12 protein-coding genes are annotated in these 14,499 nt (G+C 68.2%); 7 read left to right on the top strand and 5 right to left on the bottom strand.

All coding sequences use genetic code 11. The features are described 5' to 3' along the window. Positions 1 to 24: 24 nt before the first annotated feature. Both AX690_RS21575 and dapB read right to left on the bottom strand, forming a co-directional pair. Positions 25 to 3,261 carry a YdbH domain-containing protein gene (locus AX690_RS21575; RefSeq protein WP_082769806.1) on the bottom strand — a complete coding sequence of 1,079 codons (3,237 nt, stop codon included), beginning with the start codon at positions 3,259 to 3,261 and terminating at the stop codon, positions 25 to 27. Between the two features lie 51 nt (positions 3,262 to 3,312). Further along, entirely contained in the window at positions 3,313 to 4,101 is a 789-nt protein-coding gene (gene dapB, locus AX690_RS21570; RefSeq protein ID WP_066686035.1) for a 4-hydroxy-tetrahydrodipicolinate reductase, read from the bottom strand. Between the two features lie 250 nt (positions 4,102 to 4,351). Here dapB and AX690_RS21565 point away from each other — a divergent pair, with 250 nt between their 5' ends. Then, positions 4,352 to 6,634, top strand: a complete 2,283-nt coding sequence (locus AX690_RS21565; protein WP_066686038.1) for an NADP-dependent malic enzyme — start codon at positions 4,352 to 4,354, stop codon at positions 6,632 to 6,634. Between the two features lie 385 nt (positions 6,635 to 7,019). On the opposite strand, the gene AX690_RS21560 is transcribed toward AX690_RS21565, so the two are convergent. Further along, the gene (locus tag AX690_RS21560) at positions 7,020 to 7,634 is read right to left on the bottom strand and encodes a flavodoxin family protein (protein ID WP_066686039.1); all 615 of its coding nucleotides are present in this window, start codon (positions 7,632 to 7,634) and stop codon (positions 7,020 to 7,022) included. A 154-nt stretch (positions 7,635 to 7,788) separates the two neighbouring features. After that, positions 7,789 to 8,211 carry an Rrf2 family transcriptional regulator gene (locus AX690_RS21555; RefSeq protein WP_066686040.1) on the bottom strand — a complete coding sequence of 141 codons (423 nt, stop codon included), beginning with the start codon at positions 8,209 to 8,211 and terminating at the stop codon, positions 7,789 to 7,791. 181 nt (positions 8,212 to 8,392) lie between these two features. Here AX690_RS21555 and AX690_RS21550 point away from each other — a divergent pair, with 181 nt between their 5' ends. From AX690_RS21550 to AX690_RS21540, 3 genes are all read left to right on the top strand, one after another. After that, positions 8,393 to 10,378, top strand: a complete 1,986-nt coding sequence (locus AX690_RS21550; protein WP_066686042.1) for a potassium transporter Kup — start codon at positions 8,393 to 8,395, stop codon at positions 10,376 to 10,378. A gap of 3 nt (positions 10,379 to 10,381) precedes the next feature. After that, positions 10,382 to 10,744 carry a hypothetical protein gene (locus AX690_RS21545; protein WP_066686043.1) on the top strand — a complete coding sequence of 121 codons (363 nt, stop codon included), beginning with the start codon at positions 10,382 to 10,384 and terminating at the stop codon, positions 10,742 to 10,744. An 80-nt stretch (positions 10,745 to 10,824) separates the two neighbouring features. Further along, positions 10,825 to 12,051, top strand: coding sequence for an argininosuccinate synthase (locus AX690_RS21540; protein WP_066686044.1), 1,227 nt, complete (start codon positions 10,825 to 10,827; stop codon positions 12,049 to 12,051). A gap of 240 nt (positions 12,052 to 12,291) precedes the next feature. On the opposite strand, the gene AX690_RS21535 is transcribed toward AX690_RS21540, so the two are convergent. After that, entirely contained in the window at positions 12,292 to 12,492 is a 201-nt protein-coding gene (locus AX690_RS21535) for a KTSC domain-containing protein (RefSeq protein ID WP_013077327.1), read from the bottom strand. Positions 12,493 to 12,666: 174 nt separating this feature from the next. Here AX690_RS21535 and AX690_RS21530 point away from each other — a divergent pair, with 174 nt between their 5' ends. The 3 genes from AX690_RS21530 to AX690_RS21520 all read left to right on the top strand — a co-directional run bounded on the left by AX690_RS21530 (position 12,667) and on the right by AX690_RS21520 (position 14,446). After that, complete coding sequence (locus AX690_RS21530; protein ID WP_066686046.1) at positions 12,667 to 13,074, top strand: MAPEG family protein; 408 nt, start codon at positions 12,667 to 12,669, stop codon at positions 13,072 to 13,074. Positions 13,075 to 13,081: 7 nt separating this feature from the next. Beyond that, positions 13,082 to 13,750, top strand: a complete 669-nt coding sequence (locus AX690_RS21525; protein ID WP_156449756.1) for a LysE family translocator — start codon at positions 13,082 to 13,084, stop codon at positions 13,748 to 13,750. A 108-nt stretch (positions 13,751 to 13,858) separates the two neighbouring features. Further along, positions 13,859 to 14,446, top strand: coding sequence for a hypothetical protein (locus AX690_RS21520; RefSeq protein ID WP_066686048.1), 588 nt, complete (start codon positions 13,859 to 13,861; stop codon positions 14,444 to 14,446). Positions 14,447 to 14,499: the final 53 nt, after the last annotated feature.

The following is a 14,499-nucleotide window of genomic DNA, read 5'->3' as shown; positions in this document are numbered from 1 at the left end:
CCAGTTCGTCTTCAGAATGACCGGTCACGGTTGAACCGGACCTGAACGAGGCGGGCTGTCCGACCCCTGGCGCTCGAACCAGCTACGCCAGTCCGCCAGAAGCTCGTCGAAGTTCAGCGACGTGTCGAGGGTGAGATCGACCGGCGTCTTGGCCGGCAGGGCGATGCGCTTGTCGAACGCGCGGCCCCGGATCAGGTCGAGAATGCCCACCCGCGCCTTTTCCGGGACCTTCGGATCATGCTGGCCCTTGATGTGGAACAGGATCCCCAGCCGCCCCTTGTCGGTGCTGTTCACCCCAGCCTCCAGCTGGTCGAAGGCCAGGTTCTCCATGGCCTGGTAGGCGAAGTCCTGGATGGCGTTGACCTGGGCCGGCTGGGCGGGCGGCGCGCCGGGCGCGTCGGCCGGGCTGGCGGCGACATTGGACAGGGCCGCCCGCGAGATCTCCAGCCGACCCGGCTGGATGGCGCTGATCTTGCCCTCCTGGAAGCGCAGCCCCTCGGGTCCGAAGGTGAACGGCAGGCGGCCGTCGACCACCGCCTGGACCTTGACCTTCTCGGCCAGGGACGAGGCGGCGATCAGTTCGCCCAGGTCCAGATGCTCGACCACGATCACGCCCTTGATGGTCTTGTCGGCCGCCAGGGGCACGTCGGTCGGCTCGATCGAAATCCGCCCCTTGGCCGCCTCGAACGTCGCCTTGGAGATGTGCAGGGCGTCGGCGCCGAGCTGGAACACCGACTCCACCGCTGTCAGCGGCACCAGGGAATCGATGCGCACGACCTGCAAGGACTGACCCGGCCGCGTGGTCAGGGGCGCGAGGCTGTCGAAGTCGACGGCGCCGTCCAGCGTGGCGACGAAGCCGATCGGGCTGGTGAAGTCGATGCGGTCGGCCACGAGCCGGCCGCGGCTGATCGCGCCCTGGTCATCCCAGGCGAAGACGCCGGTGAAGCTGGCCGGTCCCTTGGCCTCGCGCGCGAAGCCGGCCATTGGCGACAGGTCGCCGGGCTGCAGGCCGTCCTTGGCGAAGACCAGCTTGGAGGCGTCGATATCGGCCTGGCCCTTGCCGGTCGCCACCACATGCCGCAGGCGGATTTCGCCCAGCGGGGCGCCCGTGGGCGTCGCGCCCTGGAAGGTCCCGCCCCAGACGCCGCCCGTGAGCGCCAACTGGCCCTGGGCCAGGATCGGATTGAAGCGCCGCTCGGGGGCGACGTCGGCGACCGCCGCGCTATCGACCCGAACGCTGGCCCGGTCGAAGCCGCCGGCCCCGCCGAGACTGGCCTCGCCCTTGATCCCTTGAAGCTTGGCCTGGGCGACGGCCAGGGCGCCCTCGCCGTCCTCGAACCTCAGCGCCGCGCTCCAGCCGTTCGCGCCCGCCAGGAGCAGCGGCGCCTTGGTCGGGCAGAGCCTGGCCTTGATGTCGGTGACCGGATTGTCGCCCAGCGCATAGGCCTTGGCCGTCAGCGGCGAGCACTTGGACGTCGTCAGGGTGAAACGGCCGCCCGCCAGCCGCGCCTGGCCGTCCACCTGGCCGGTGACGCCCTCGACCGGCGGCAGGTCGAAGTTCTCGACGGCGATCGACAGCGGCGAGGTCAGGACGCCGCCGGCCATCCGCCACTGCGGCGCCAGCGCCTTGACCGTCGGCAGTCCGCCACCCGTCAGCGACACCTGCAGCGCGCCGCGCGCGCCCTCCGGTCCCGCGTCGAGCAGCAGCCCCTTCGGCGCGGCGACCGCGACCTTCACGCCGTTCGGAGCCGACAGGGTCGCGCCCTGGGCGAGGGTCGCGCGCGTCCGTCCGGCCTTGATGTCCAGCCCGAGGCTGGGCGCGGCCAGCTCGAACGTCCGCAGCGCGCGGGACAGGGGCTTGCCATAGGCGGGATTGGGGATCAGCCCGGCCAGACGTTCGGCGTCAGGGCCGGAGACGCCGCTGCGGCCTGCGGCCGAGCCATTCAGGGCCAGGGTCAGGCCGCCCGGGCCTTGGTCGATCTTGCCTGTCGCCTCCAGCCGCGCGTCGCCGAGCGCCAGGCCGCCGTTGGCGAGGCGCTGGGCGCTCGCATCGATCGCCAGCGGGCCGTTGACGACGAAGCCCTGACTGTCCAGCGCCAGCCCCAGATTGGCCGAATCCGCCGAAGCCTTCAGGCCCCGCAGCGCCATTCCGCCGGCCAAGGCCTGGTCCGCGACAAGCGTGGTTTGAACACCGCCGCGCAAGGAGGTGCGCCCATCGCGGCGGCCAATCGTGATCCGCGAGGCATTCAGCGAGAGACTGGCCGCGCGGGCGTCCAAGGCGGGCGCCGACAGGCGATCGCCCCGCACCGCGCCACGCGACCGGCCGAGGAAGGCGAAGGCGTCGAGCCCGCCATCGAAGCGCCCGGCCAAGCTCAGGTCGACGGCGAGATCGCTCCCCTGGGTCTCGGCGATCCGGCCATTGCGGGCCGTCAGCGCCAGCCGCGCCTCCAGGGGACCGCTCGCCTTCATCGCCGCCAGATCGGGATAGGGCAGGTCCGCGGACAATTTAGCCGCCGCGCCGGCCAAATCCGCATCCTTGGCCTCCAGGCTGTCGATCGCCAGGGACACCTCGACCGTCAGGCGGTCGCCGCGCTTGCGGGCCGAGACCGTCGCGCCCTTGGCGGCCAGCGCCAGGTCCGGGACAGCGTAGCGCAGCGGCGCCAGGCGTCCGTCCAGCCGCAGAAGTTGGCCGTCGTCGAGGCTGGCGTCGCCGGTGACGCGGACGCGGCCGCCTGGCGTGGCCAGGTCCAGCCGCGCGTCCTCGATCAGGATCGCTGGCCCGGGGACGTTGGGTTTCCGGGGGGACTTCAGGGCCTCGTCGATCAGGGGCTGAAGCGCGCCGAATCGGACGCGACCCTTCTCATCGACACTGGCCAAGACCCTGGGACGGACCAGGCGCACCGCCTTGGTCTGGATGCCGAACCGCTCGCCGGTCCAGGGCGCGGCCAGATCGTAGGCGACCTCCAGCCGGTCAGCGGCGAAGACGGGGTTGGCGCGCGATCCCAGACGCACCCGGCCGGAAAAGCCCGTGGCGTCGAGGTCGTCGATCTCGACGGCGGCCTCGATCCCGTGGTCGCGCAGCCAGCTGACCGCCAGTTCGCGGCTGATCTCGCGCCGGCCCGACCAGACCACGAGGCCGGTGGCGATGAAGGCCAGCATCGACAGCGACACGGCCTCGAGGCCGAGATCGACCAGCCGCTCGCGCCCCCACGTCTTGCGGGACGGCTGTTTCGGCTCGGCGGCGGTGGAGGGTTCGGCCATCAGATCCTGAAGTCTGGTTCCTAAGAAGCCCCCCGGCTCAGCTTTGGATCCCTACTTCTTAAAGCCGAGCACGTCTTGCATGTCATAGAGCCCCGGCGCCTTGCCCTTTGTCCAGGCCGCGGCGGCCACGGCGCCTCGGGCGAACAGGCCCCGGTCGATGGCCGAGTGCGACAGGGTCAGGGTCTCGGACTCGCCCGCGAAGATCACGCTGTGCTCGCCGACGATCCCGCCGCCGCGCACCACCGAAAAGCCGATCGCGCCTTCCTTGCGCGGGCCAGTGACGCCGTCGCGGCCGCGGTCGGCGACCTGGCCGAGGCCGACGCCCCGGCCCTCGGCGGCGGCCTCGCCCAGCATCAGGGCCGTGCCCGAGGGGGCGTCGATCTTGCGCTTGTGGTGCGCCTCGAAGACCTCGATGTCCCAGTCGGAGGCCGGCAGGGCGGCGGCGGCCTGGCGCACCAGGCCCATCAGCATGTTGACGCCCAGCGAATAATTGCCCGAGCGGACGATCACGACCTTTTCGGCGGCGGCCTCGATCCGGGCCAGCTGTTCGGGCGAAAAGCCGGTCGAGCCGATGACCAGGGCCGGCGCGTGGGCGTGGTGGACGGCGCGGGCGGCGGCGGCTTCGGCCAGCTGGGCCGAGGCCTCCGGCAGGGTGAAGTCGATCACGGCGTCGGCGGCGGCCAGGGCCGCGTCGGCGCTGACCAGCAGTTCGCCTTCCGCCTCGGGTCGGTCGAAGCGCGCGGCCAGCACCACGTCATGGCGGCCCTCCAGCGTCTGGATCACGGCCTGGCCCATGCGGCCGAGGGCGCCGGCGACGGCGATCTTCACGGGCTGGGTCAACGGCTTTCCTCTTACGCTCTTCGCCTTGCTGATCGCCCATCCGCCCCCTCGAGGTCAACCTCGGCCCGAGTGACGAAAGGTCATCCAGGTTGACGCAACGCCAATTCCAACAAGCGTTTGCTGGACTTTTCGGGCGTCAGCCCTGTTGTGACACCGGGTTCCGGTCGCTACGCTGAGCCGCATAAGGACGCGTTCGCATCGATCGGCGCGTCCCTTCATCGACTTGGGCAGCAGGAATGGGAAACGCCGGATGAGCGACGCGGAACGCAAGACCTTCACGGATGCGGAGGCGCTAGCCTTCCACCGCTATCCGACCCCCGGCAAGATCGCCATCGCACCCACCAAGCCGATGGCGACCCAGCGCGACCTGTCGCTGGCCTATTCGCCCGGCGTCGCCGTCCCCGTCCACGCCATCGCCGCCGATCCCGACGCGGCCTACGACTACACCTCCAAGGGCAACCTGGTGGCGGTGATCTCGAACGGCACCGCGATCCTGGGCCTGGGCGACCTGGGGGCCCTGGCCTCCAAGCCGGTCATGGAAGGCAAGAGCGTCCTCTTCAAGCGCTTCGGCGACGTCGACTCGATCGACATCGAGGTCAGCTCCAAGGACCCCGACGAGATCATCACGGTGGTCAAGAACATCGGGGTGACCTTCGGCGGCATCAATCTGGAAGACATCAAGAGCCCCGAGTGCTTCCGCATCGAGACCGAACTGCAGGAGCTGCTCGACATCCCGGTGTTCCACGACGACCAGCACGGCACGGCGATCATTTGCGCCGCCGGCCTGATCAACGCCTGCCACATCACCGGCAAGAAGATCGAGGACGTGAAGGTCGTGCTGAACGGCCCCGGCGCGGCGGGCATCGCCTCGCTGGAGCTGATCAAGGCCATGGGCGTGCGAGCCGAGAACTGCATCGCCGTCGACTCCAAGGGCGTGCTTTACCAGGGCCGCACCGAGGGCATGAACCAGTGGAAGAGCGCCCACGCGGTCAAGACCGACAAGCGCACGCTCGCCGAAGCCGTGGTCGGCGCCGACGTCCTGCTGGGTCTTTCCGCCAAGGGCGCCTTCACGCCCGAGATGATCGCCTCGATGGCCCCGAATCCGGTCATCTTCGCCATGGCCAATCCCGATCCGGAGATCACGCCGGAAGAGGTCAAGCGGGTCCGCAAGGACGCGATCATGGGCACGGGCCGGTCGGACTATCCCAACCAGGTCAACAACGTCCTGGGCTTCCCCTACATCTTCCGCGGGGCTCTCGACGTGCGGGCCCGCCGCGTGAACCACGAGATGAAGATCGCCTGCGCCCAGGCCCTGGCCATGCTGGCGCGCGAGGACGTGCCCGACGAGGTGGCCGCCGCCTATCACGGCCGCCAGCTGAAGTTCGGTCCCGACTACATCATCCCGTCGGCCTTTGATCCGCGCTTGATCTGGTACGTGCCGCCGTTCGTGGCCCAGGCCGCCATGGACACCGGCGTCGCCCGCCGCCCGATCGCCGACATGGACACCTACCGCGCCAGCCTGGCCCAGCGCCTGGATCCGACCGCCGGCTTCCTGCAGAAAATCTCGGGCTCGGTGCTGGCCAACCCCAAGCGCATCGTGTTCGCCGAGGGCGAGGACCCCAGCGTCATCCGCGCCGCCTACGCCTACCAGACCGGCGGCTACGGCAAGTCGATCCTGTGCGGCCGTGAAAACCTGGTGCACGAGAACATGAAGCTGGTGGGCCTCGATCCCGAGACCGCCGGCCTCGAGATCGTCAACGCCCGCCTGTCCGAACGCAATCCCGACTATGTGGACGCGCTCTACGCGCGACTGCAGCGCCAGGGCTATCTGAAGCGCGACGTCCAGCGCCTGATCAACCAGGACCGCAACAGCTTCGCCGCCTCGATGGTCACCCTGGGCGAGGCCGACGCCATGGTCACCGGCGTCACCCGTAGCTTCGACCAGGCGCTGGAAGAGGTGCTGCGCGTCGTCGACCCCGCGCCCGGCGGCCGGATCATGGGCATGTCGGTGGTGCTGGCCAAGGGCCGGACGATCTTCGTGGCCGACACCAACGTCACCGAACTGCCGGAGGCCGAGGAGCTGGTCGAGATCGCCTGCGAGGCCGCTCGCGCCGTGCGCCGCCTGGGCTTCAAGCCGCGCGTGGCCTTCATGAGCTATTCGACCTTCGGCAACCCGATGGGCCTGCGCTCGGAGAAGGTGCGCGAGGCCGTCGCCATGCTCGACGAGATGGACGTCGACTTCGAGTACGAGGGCGAGATGCCGCCCGAGCTGGCCTTGGATCCGGAGAAGCGCGCCAACTATCCGTTCATGCGCCTGACCGACAGCGCCAACATCCTGGTCATGCCGGCCATCCACGCCGCCTCGATCTCGACCAAGCTGGTGCAGTCGCTGGGCGGCGCTACCGTGATCGGGCCGGTGCTGCTGGGCCTGTCGAAGTCGGTGCAGATCGCGCCGCTGTCGGCCTCGGTGTCCAAGATCCTGAACATGGCCATGATGGCGGCTTACGAACAGCCGGTCGGCGAAGAGGAATAGTCGGCGCTATCGAGCGCTGGGTAGTCCCAGCGCTCGACCACATTCCCAGGCAAGCCTGCGAGGGTTATCGCCTGGTACCCATTCATTACGTCGATAGCGCTCCCAACGTTCGGCGCAACTAAAGCCTTTCGGCGGATGCGCGGCCCTCCAAAGCTGCCAACCGCCTGCGGCCAGCAGCAAGGTTAGGAAGGCGAGCAGAGCGCGGGGGGAGGTCGAGGTCATCGGCCAACCTTAGCTTGAGCAGGGGGTTTTCCGCAAAGTCTGGGCGCTAGCCCAATCCAGACGCCCGACTTGCTCATGCCCGCTGAAGCCGAAAGGCGCGCGCCGGGCTCGGCGCGCGCCTTTCTGGCCACGGCTGGAGGGGAGCGGCCGCGGCCGTGACCGATTAGGCCGCCTTGGTCGTGATCGCTTCAGCGGCCGCGGCGCCGGCGGCCCAGCGGACGGCGGCCTTGGCGACGCGCTCGCCCAGCAGGCGGGCCGTCTCGCGATCGCCGGCCGGCGGCGAGAGCTCGGGCGAAACGTTGTCCGACTGCGCCGCGACGCCGATGAACGAGCCGACGCGATTGATCGTGTCCGGACCGCGCTCGGCGGCGGTCACGTTCGGCGGGGCGATGCCGAGATTGACCCAGTTCATGCCGTGCTGAGCCGCCAGGATCGTCAGGCTGGCCAGGGCGTGGGCCTTGTCGCCGGAAAAGCTGTGCGAGTTGGTGAAGCCGGCGGCCAGCTTGTCCTTCCAGGCGCCCGTGAAGAACGCCGCCGAGGTGGCGTCGGCGAACACTTTGAACACGCCCGAGACGTCGCCCATATAGGTCGGCGCGCCGAAGATCACGGCGTCGGCCTTGGTGATCTCCTCGATGAACGGGCCGAAGTCCTGGGCCGCGCTCTCGATCTTCAGCAACACCGGCGTCTGGCCGGCGTCACGGACGCCCTCGGCGACCTTCTGGGCGAGGACCTCGGTGTGGCCGTAGCCGGAATGGTAGGCGATGGCGACGGTGGTCATGGTTGATCCCTCCGTTGATCCCTCCGATTGGGAACTGAAACGGTAGCGATTACGTAATAGGCGCAAGCGCGACCGCCAGAGGGATCAGCAACAAAAGTTGGTGCAATTTTTCTGTGGGGGTTTTTCAAGCCGGCTAAAGGCTAGCCGGCGAAGCTTAATGCGCGTCGGCGAGGAGGTCGGCGACCGTGATCTGGCCCAGGCGCGCGGCCGCGGCGGCGTCGGCCGCCTCGATGGCCGACCGGACCGCGTCGGGGATCTTCTCGCCGACCGGGCAGCCCTTGACGCCCTTGGGCGCGACGCCGAGGTGGGCGCAGCCGTTGACGGCCTTCAGCACCACGTCGAGCGTGATGGTCTCGGCAGGCTTCAGCAGCCAGGCGCCGCCGTTGGCGCCGGCGCGCGCGCCGATCAGCCCCGCCTTGCCCAGCATGGCGGTGACCCGGCGGACCACGACCGGATTGGTCGGGACCGAAGCGGCCAGCTCGGCGCTGGCCACGGCGCGGTCGGCGGAAAACGCCTCCTTGTGCGCCAGATAGGCCAGGGCGTGCGCCGCCACGGGGAATTTTTGACTGTCGGACATCTCTACCGGGAACGTAAGGTTGTCGGCGGCGCGTTCAACTGAAAACTGTTTAATCCTGACGCCGACACGCGATGCGACGTTAGGGGACGATTGAACCCATCGTAAATTGGGTGTATCGCGCCGCGCTTGATCGATATGGGTCGGCCGACAGCGTTTTGCGAGGGCGGCCCGGAGGGATTGAATGGCTTCCGAAGCCTCAGGCGCACCCGCTTCCGACTGCGCCCCCGCGTCTTCCGACATTCCATCGCAGGATGGCGGCCCGCCGAATGGGTCAGGGCACGGCCATGACGTGAAGGGTCATGGCTTCATGGCCCTGGCCTTGGGCTCGATCGGCGTCGTCTTCGGCGACATCGGCACCAGCCCGCTGTACGCCCTTCGCGAGGCGTTGGCGCACTCGCGCAGCACCACCGCGACGGAGCACGCGGTGCTGGGGGTGGTGTCCCTGGTCCTGTGGACCATGACGCTGTTCGTGACGATCAAGTACGTCATCTTCTTCATGCGCGCCGACAACAAGGGCGAGGGCGGTACGCTGGCCTTGATGGCCCTGGCCCAAAAGGCCCTTGGCGGCGCGGGCCGCAAGCGCTCGGTCGCCGTGTTCTTCCTCGGTGTGATCGGGGCGGCGTTGTTCTATGGCGACGGCATCATCACGCCCGCCATCTCGGTGCTCTCGGCCGTCGAGGGCCTGAAGGACGCGCCGCACGTGGGCAAGGCCCTGTCGCCCTACATTCTTCCGATCTCGGCCGGCATCCTGATCGCCCTGTTCCTGGTCCAGGCCAAGGGCACGCACCGGATGGCCTCGCTGTTCGGACCGATCACCGCGGTCTGGTTCCTGATCCTGGGCGCGCTGGGCGCCTTCCATCTGGCCGACGACCCGTCGATCTTCCGCGCCTTCAATCCCTGGTACGGCCTGCGCTTCCTGCTGGAGAACGGCTTCCTGGGCTTCGTCATCCTGGGCAGCGTGTTCCTGGTGGTGACCGGGGCCGAGGCGCTCTACGCCGACATGGGCCACTTCGGGAAGCGGCCGATCCAGGCCGCATGGCTGTGCCTGGTCTTCCCGTGCCTGGCCCTGAACTATCTGGGTCAAGGCGCCCTGGTGCTCGATCACCCGGCCGCCCGCCACAACCCGTTCTGGGAGATGGTGCCCAGCTTCGCCTATTGGCCCGTGCTGCTGATGGCCACGGTCGCCACCGTCATCGCCAGCCAGGCGGTGATCACTGGCGCCTTCTCGATGACCCAGCAGGCCGTGCAACTGGGCCTGCTGCCGCGCATCGAGATCAAGCGCACCTCGGAAACCCAGGCCGGCCAGATCTTCGTGCCGGCGGTCAATCAGTTCCTGCTGATCGGCGTCCTGGTGCTGCTGTTCGCGTTCCAGAGCTCGCACAAGCTCGCCAGCGCCTATGGCATCGCCGTCACCGGCGCGATGTTCGTCGACACCCTGCTGGCCTATGTCGTCATCCGCCGCGTCTGGAAGTGGAACCTGGGCCAGACCGCCCTGCTGCTGGTGCCGCTGGCCGCCCTGGACATGGTCTTCATCGCCTCGAACATGCTGAAGATCCCCGACGGCGCCTGGCTGCCCCTGGTGTTCGGCGGCTTCCTGGTGCTGATCATGTGGACCTGGACCCGCGGGGCGGCGATCCTGTCGGCCAAGACCCGCCGCGACAGCGTGCCCCTGGTCGACCTGATGGAGATCCTGCGCGCCCGCGCCCCGCACCGCGCGCCGGGCACGGCGATCTTCCTGACCTCCGACCCCGACATGACCCCGGTCGCCCTGATGCACAACCTCAAGCACAACAAGGTTCTGCACGAGCGCAACGTCATCCTGACGGTCCGCACCACCGAGACGCCGCGCGTCAACGAAGAGGACCGGGTCAAGATCGAGAAGGTCAACGACGACTTCAAGAAGGTCATCGTCAACTACGGCTTCATGGAAAGCCCCAACATCCCCAAGGCCCTGGCCGTGTGCCGCAAGCAGGGGCTGAAGTTCGACATCATGGCCACGAGCTTCTTCTTGGGGAGACGCTCGATCGTGCCGTCGGCCAACAGCGGCATGCCGCTGTGGCAGGACCGCCTGTTCATCTACCTGATGAAGAACGCCGCCAACCCGACGGACTTCTTCAAGATCCCGCCCGGCCGCGTGGTCGAGCTGGGCGCCCAGGTGACGGTGTAGGGCGTGGAGACGACCCTCCGCGTCCTCGGCGACGGCCTCTCGATCGCCGCCCTGGCGATCATCGCCGCCACCGCCCAAGGCGCGTGGAAGCGGATCGGCAAGGACGTCTCGATTCCGATGCTATGGAGCCCCGACGGCCAGCCGATCGCGCGCCTTTCCAAGCCGCTCGGCCTCTTGGCGGTCCCATTGATATCGATCGTCGTGCTGCTGTCCTTCACCCTGACCCAGGCGACCTTCACGACCGATCCGGTGCAGGCGACCATCATCTTCCTGGTCCGCGCCACGATCGCCGCCAGCCTGGCGCTAAGCCAGCTGTTCCACCTGCGCTTCGTCATCAGGACGCTGCAGGACGAGGGCAAGCTCTAGCGGCGCTCATTTGAGCTTGACCCGCGCGTCCTGATCCCGTTGAAGGCGCGCGACTTTGTGTTTCTCCGGAAGGACCCCTCATGGCCGACAAGTCCGTGAAGAAGGTCGTGCTCGCCTATTCGGGCGGCCTCGACACCTCGATCATCCTGAAGTGGCTGCAGACCGAGTACGGCGCGGAAGTCGTGACCTTCACGGCCGACCTCGGCCAAGGCGAGGAGATCGAGCCGGCCCGCGCCAAGGCCCTGGCCGCCGGCGTCAAGCCCGAGAACATCTTCATCGAGGACGTCCGCGAGGAGTTCGTCCGCGACTACGTCTTCCCGATGTTCCGCGCCAACACGGTCTATGAGGGCCAGTACCTGCTGGGCACCTCGATCGCCCGCCCGCTGATCGCCAAGAAGCAGATCGAGATCGCCCGCAAGACCGGCGCCGACGCCGTCAGCCACGGCGCGACGGGCAAGGGCAACGATCAGGTCCGCTTCGAGCTCGGCTACTACGGCCTCGAGCCCGACATCACCGTGATCGCCCCCTGGCGCGAGTGGAACTTCAAGTCCCGCGAGGCCCTGCTGGACTTCGCCGAGAAGCACCAGATCCAGATCACCAAGGACAAGCGCGGCGAGGCGCCGTTCAGCGTCGACGCCAACCTGCTGCACTCCTCGTCGGAAGGTAAGGTCCTGGAGGACCCGGCGGTCGAGGCCCCCGAGTTCGTCCACATGCGCACGATCGCGCCGGAAGACGCGCCGGACCAGCCGACCATCATCACCATCGACTTCGAGAAGGGCGACCCGGTCGCCATCGACGGCGTGGCGATGAGCCCGGCTGCGCTGCTGACCAAGCTGAACGAGCTGGGCCGCGACAACGGTATCGGCCGCCTGGACCTGGTCGAGAACCGCTTCGTCGGCATGAAGTCGCGCGGCGTCTACGAGACCCCCGGCGGCACCATCCTGCTGGCCGCCCACCGCGGCATCGAGAGCATCACGCTGGACCGCGGCGCGATGCACCTGAAGGACGAGCTGATGCCGAAGTACGCCAGCCTGGTCTACAACGGCTTCTGGTTCTCGCCCGAGCGCGAGATGCTGCAGGCCGCCATCGACTACAGCCAGACCAAGGTCTCGGGCCAGGTGCGCGTGAAGCTCTACAAGGGCAACGTCACGGTCATCGGCCGCACCAGCCCCTACTCGCTGTACGACCAGGACCTGGTCACCTTCGAGGAAGGCAAGGTCGCCTACGACCACCGCGACGCCGGCGGCTTCATCAAGCTGAACGCCCTGCGCCTGCGGGTCCTGGCCAAGCGCGACAAGCGCGGCTAGGGCGGGTTTAGAGCGAGACGATCAAAGGGCGTCGCGGGGGAAACCTCGCGGCGCCTTTTTCTTGTCCTTCTCCCCTTGCGGGAGAAGGTGGCCCGAAGGGCCGGATGAGGGGTTGATAGTCCTGTCGGCCGCCACCCAGTCTCTCGCGGTCGCGGCTGATGTTCCCCGCAATCCCTCACCCGACCCGCTTCGCGGGCCACCCTCTCCCGCAAGGGGGAGAGGGGAGGGGAGATTGGCGCGTTAAACCCGATTGTACGGATACCGGTCCCGGATCATCCGCTGGAAGAACCGCCCCTTGGACGGCGCGCGGAAGAACGCCCGGCTGACGCGCTCGGGGACGCCGACATAGACGTATTCGTCGCCGTCCTGAAAGGTGACGAACAGCTTGCCGTGCTCGGGGGAGTAGTCGATCGCTTGGATCGCCGTGGAGTCCACATGCATGGCTTTACGAAGCCTCCGCGAAGGGGATCGTTCAGTCCTAGGAGCGAACGAAACCCGGCCGGGTTCCCGGCGTGCGCGCGTCTGATAGGCCTTTGATCGCCGCGTGCAAACTCAGGGCGAATACGAATAGTGTCGCTGCGTAGCGGCGCGAAGCCGCGGGGAGGAACCCGAACCATGCATCAGTCCCACGCCTTGGTGGCGATCGTCACCCTGCTGTCCCTGCTGGTCTATGTCTGGATGATCCTGCGAATCCCCGGCGCGCGGCGGCGGACCGGCATCGACGCCCCAGCCATGACTGGCGATCCCGAACTGGAGCGCCACATCCGCGTCCAGGCCAACACAGTCGAGTGGTTGGTCATCTACCTGCCGGCTCTGTGGCTGTTCGCCATCTACTGGAACGACCTTGTCGCCGCCACCCTCGGCGTCGTCTGGATGATCGGCCGGATCGTCTACGCCCTCGGCTACGCCGCCGACCCGAAGAAGCGCGAGCTGGGCTTCGTCATCCAGGCGCTGGCGACGGCGGTGCTGGTGTTCGGCGCCCTGGGCCGGGCGATCTGGGTCTACGTCACGATCGGCGCATAGAGCGCGCTTGGCCCCCCATGGCGCGGCGGCCTATATCCGCGCCATGGACCACCTGCCCGTCGATCCCGCCCGCTACGGCGCCTTCCTGGTCGCCATGTTCGTCATGGCCATCACGCCCGGCCCGGCCAACCTGTTCGCCATCGCCACCGGCATGGAGCGCGGCAAGGGCGCGGCCCTGTTGGGCGTGGCCGGCATGAACGCCGCCACCCTGGTCTGGTTCACCGGCTCGGCCCTGGGCCTCGGCGCCCTGATCATCGCCTTCCCCAAGGCCTTCCACGTGCTGGCCCTGGGTGGAGCGGCCTATCTGGTCTGGCTGGGGCTGAAGTCCCTGTGGGCGGGGATCAGGAACCTCGAGAGCCACGCCTCGGCCACCGTGCGGGCCGGGCGCTCGGCCTTCCTGGACGGCTTCATGGTCCAGATCGCCAACCCGAAGATCCTGCTGTTCTTCTCCGGCGTGCTGCCGCCGTTCCTGGACATCAAAAGACCTTTAGCCCCGCAGCTCGTGATGTTCGCCTGCGCGACCATCGGCATGGACCTGATCAGCATGTCCAGCTACGGCCTGGGCGGCGCGGCCCTGTCCAGCCGCATGAACGAGCCCGGCTTCCGGCGCGGCTTCGCCCTGCTGGTCGGCGTGCTGCTGATCACCGCCGCGATCCTGATCGTCTCGCGCGGGTGATCCCGACACCCTAGATTTCAAAACGGTTGCAAACTGCGCCTTGGCGAAACCACAAAGCCCGGCCAGAGTTGTGTCCAATACCGAGGACTCCGCTTGAAGGAGCAAGTCATGTCCATGAAGAAGGTCGCCATCGCCGCGACATTGGCGCTCGCCGCGACCTTGTCGGCCTGCGCCACCGCCACCCCCTATCAGCCGAAAGTCACGTCCGGCGCCGTCACCGGCGGCTTCTCCGAACAGAAGCTGGAAGGCGACCGCTATCGCGTCAGCTTCGCGGGCAACAGCCTGACCTCGCGCGAGACGGTCGAGCGCTATCTGCTCTATCGGTCGGCCGAGCTGACCGTCCAGCAGGGCTATGACTGGTTCGAGACCGCCGATCACCGCACCGACCGCACCGCCCGCACCTATGTCGAGCCTGATCCGCTGGCCCGCCCCGCGTTCGGCTGGGGTCCGTACGGCTACTGGCGCCCGTCCTGGCGCTACTATGGCCCGTCCTATGGCTGGCGGACCTGGGATCCCTTCTGGGGCGACCCCTTCTTCGCCGACCGCGCCCAGATCCGCACCGTCGAGAAGTTCGAGGCCGGCGCCGAGATCGTGATGCACAAGGGCCAGAAGCCGCAGGGCGACCCGCGCGCCTACGACGCCCGCGAGATCATGGCCAACCTGGCCAGCACGATCGTGCGGCCGGAGCCGAAGTAGGACAAAGCAAGATGCTCCCCCGCGATGCGGGGGAGCTGTCACGGAGTGACTGA

The sequence above is a fragment of the Caulobacter sp. CCH9-E1 genome (assembly GCF_001556515.1).
Taxonomy (GTDB): Bacteria; Pseudomonadota; Alphaproteobacteria; order Caulobacterales; family Caulobacteraceae; genus Caulobacter.
The sequence above is the reverse complement of the archived record's forward strand: the minus strand, read 5'-3'. Positions and strand labels throughout refer to the sequence as shown.

Excerpts from the sequence above, each read along its gene's own strand:
- AX690_RS21575 (WP_082769806.1), bottom strand. The coding sequence starts at position 3,261 with ATGGCCGAACCCTCCACCGCCGCCGAGCCGAAACAGCCGTCCCGCAAG.
- AX690_RS21565 (WP_066686038.1), top strand. The coding sequence starts at position 4,352 with ATGAGCGACGCGGAACGCAAGACCTTCACGGATGCGGAGGCGCTAGCC.
- AX690_RS21560 (WP_066686039.1), bottom strand. The coding sequence starts at position 7,634 with ATGACCACCGTCGCCATCGCCTACCATTCCGGCTACGGCCACACCGAG.
- AX690_RS21555 (WP_066686040.1), bottom strand. The coding sequence starts at position 8,211 with ATGTCCGACAGTCAAAAATTCCCCGTGGCGGCGCACGCCCTGGCCTAT.
- AX690_RS21550 (WP_066686042.1), top strand. The coding sequence starts at position 8,393 with ATGGCTTCCGAAGCCTCAGGCGCACCCGCTTCCGACTGCGCCCCCGCG.
- AX690_RS21540 (WP_066686044.1), top strand. The coding sequence starts at position 10,825 with ATGGCCGACAAGTCCGTGAAGAAGGTCGTGCTCGCCTATTCGGGCGGC.
- AX690_RS21535 (WP_013077327.1), bottom strand. The coding sequence starts at position 12,492 with ATGCATGTGGACTCCACGGCGATCCAAGCGATCGACTACTCCCCCGAG.
- AX690_RS21530 (WP_066686046.1), top strand. The coding sequence starts at position 12,667 with ATGCATCAGTCCCACGCCTTGGTGGCGATCGTCACCCTGCTGTCCCTG.
- AX690_RS21520 (WP_066686048.1), top strand. The coding sequence starts at position 13,859 with ATGTCCATGAAGAAGGTCGCCATCGCCGCGACATTGGCGCTCGCCGCG.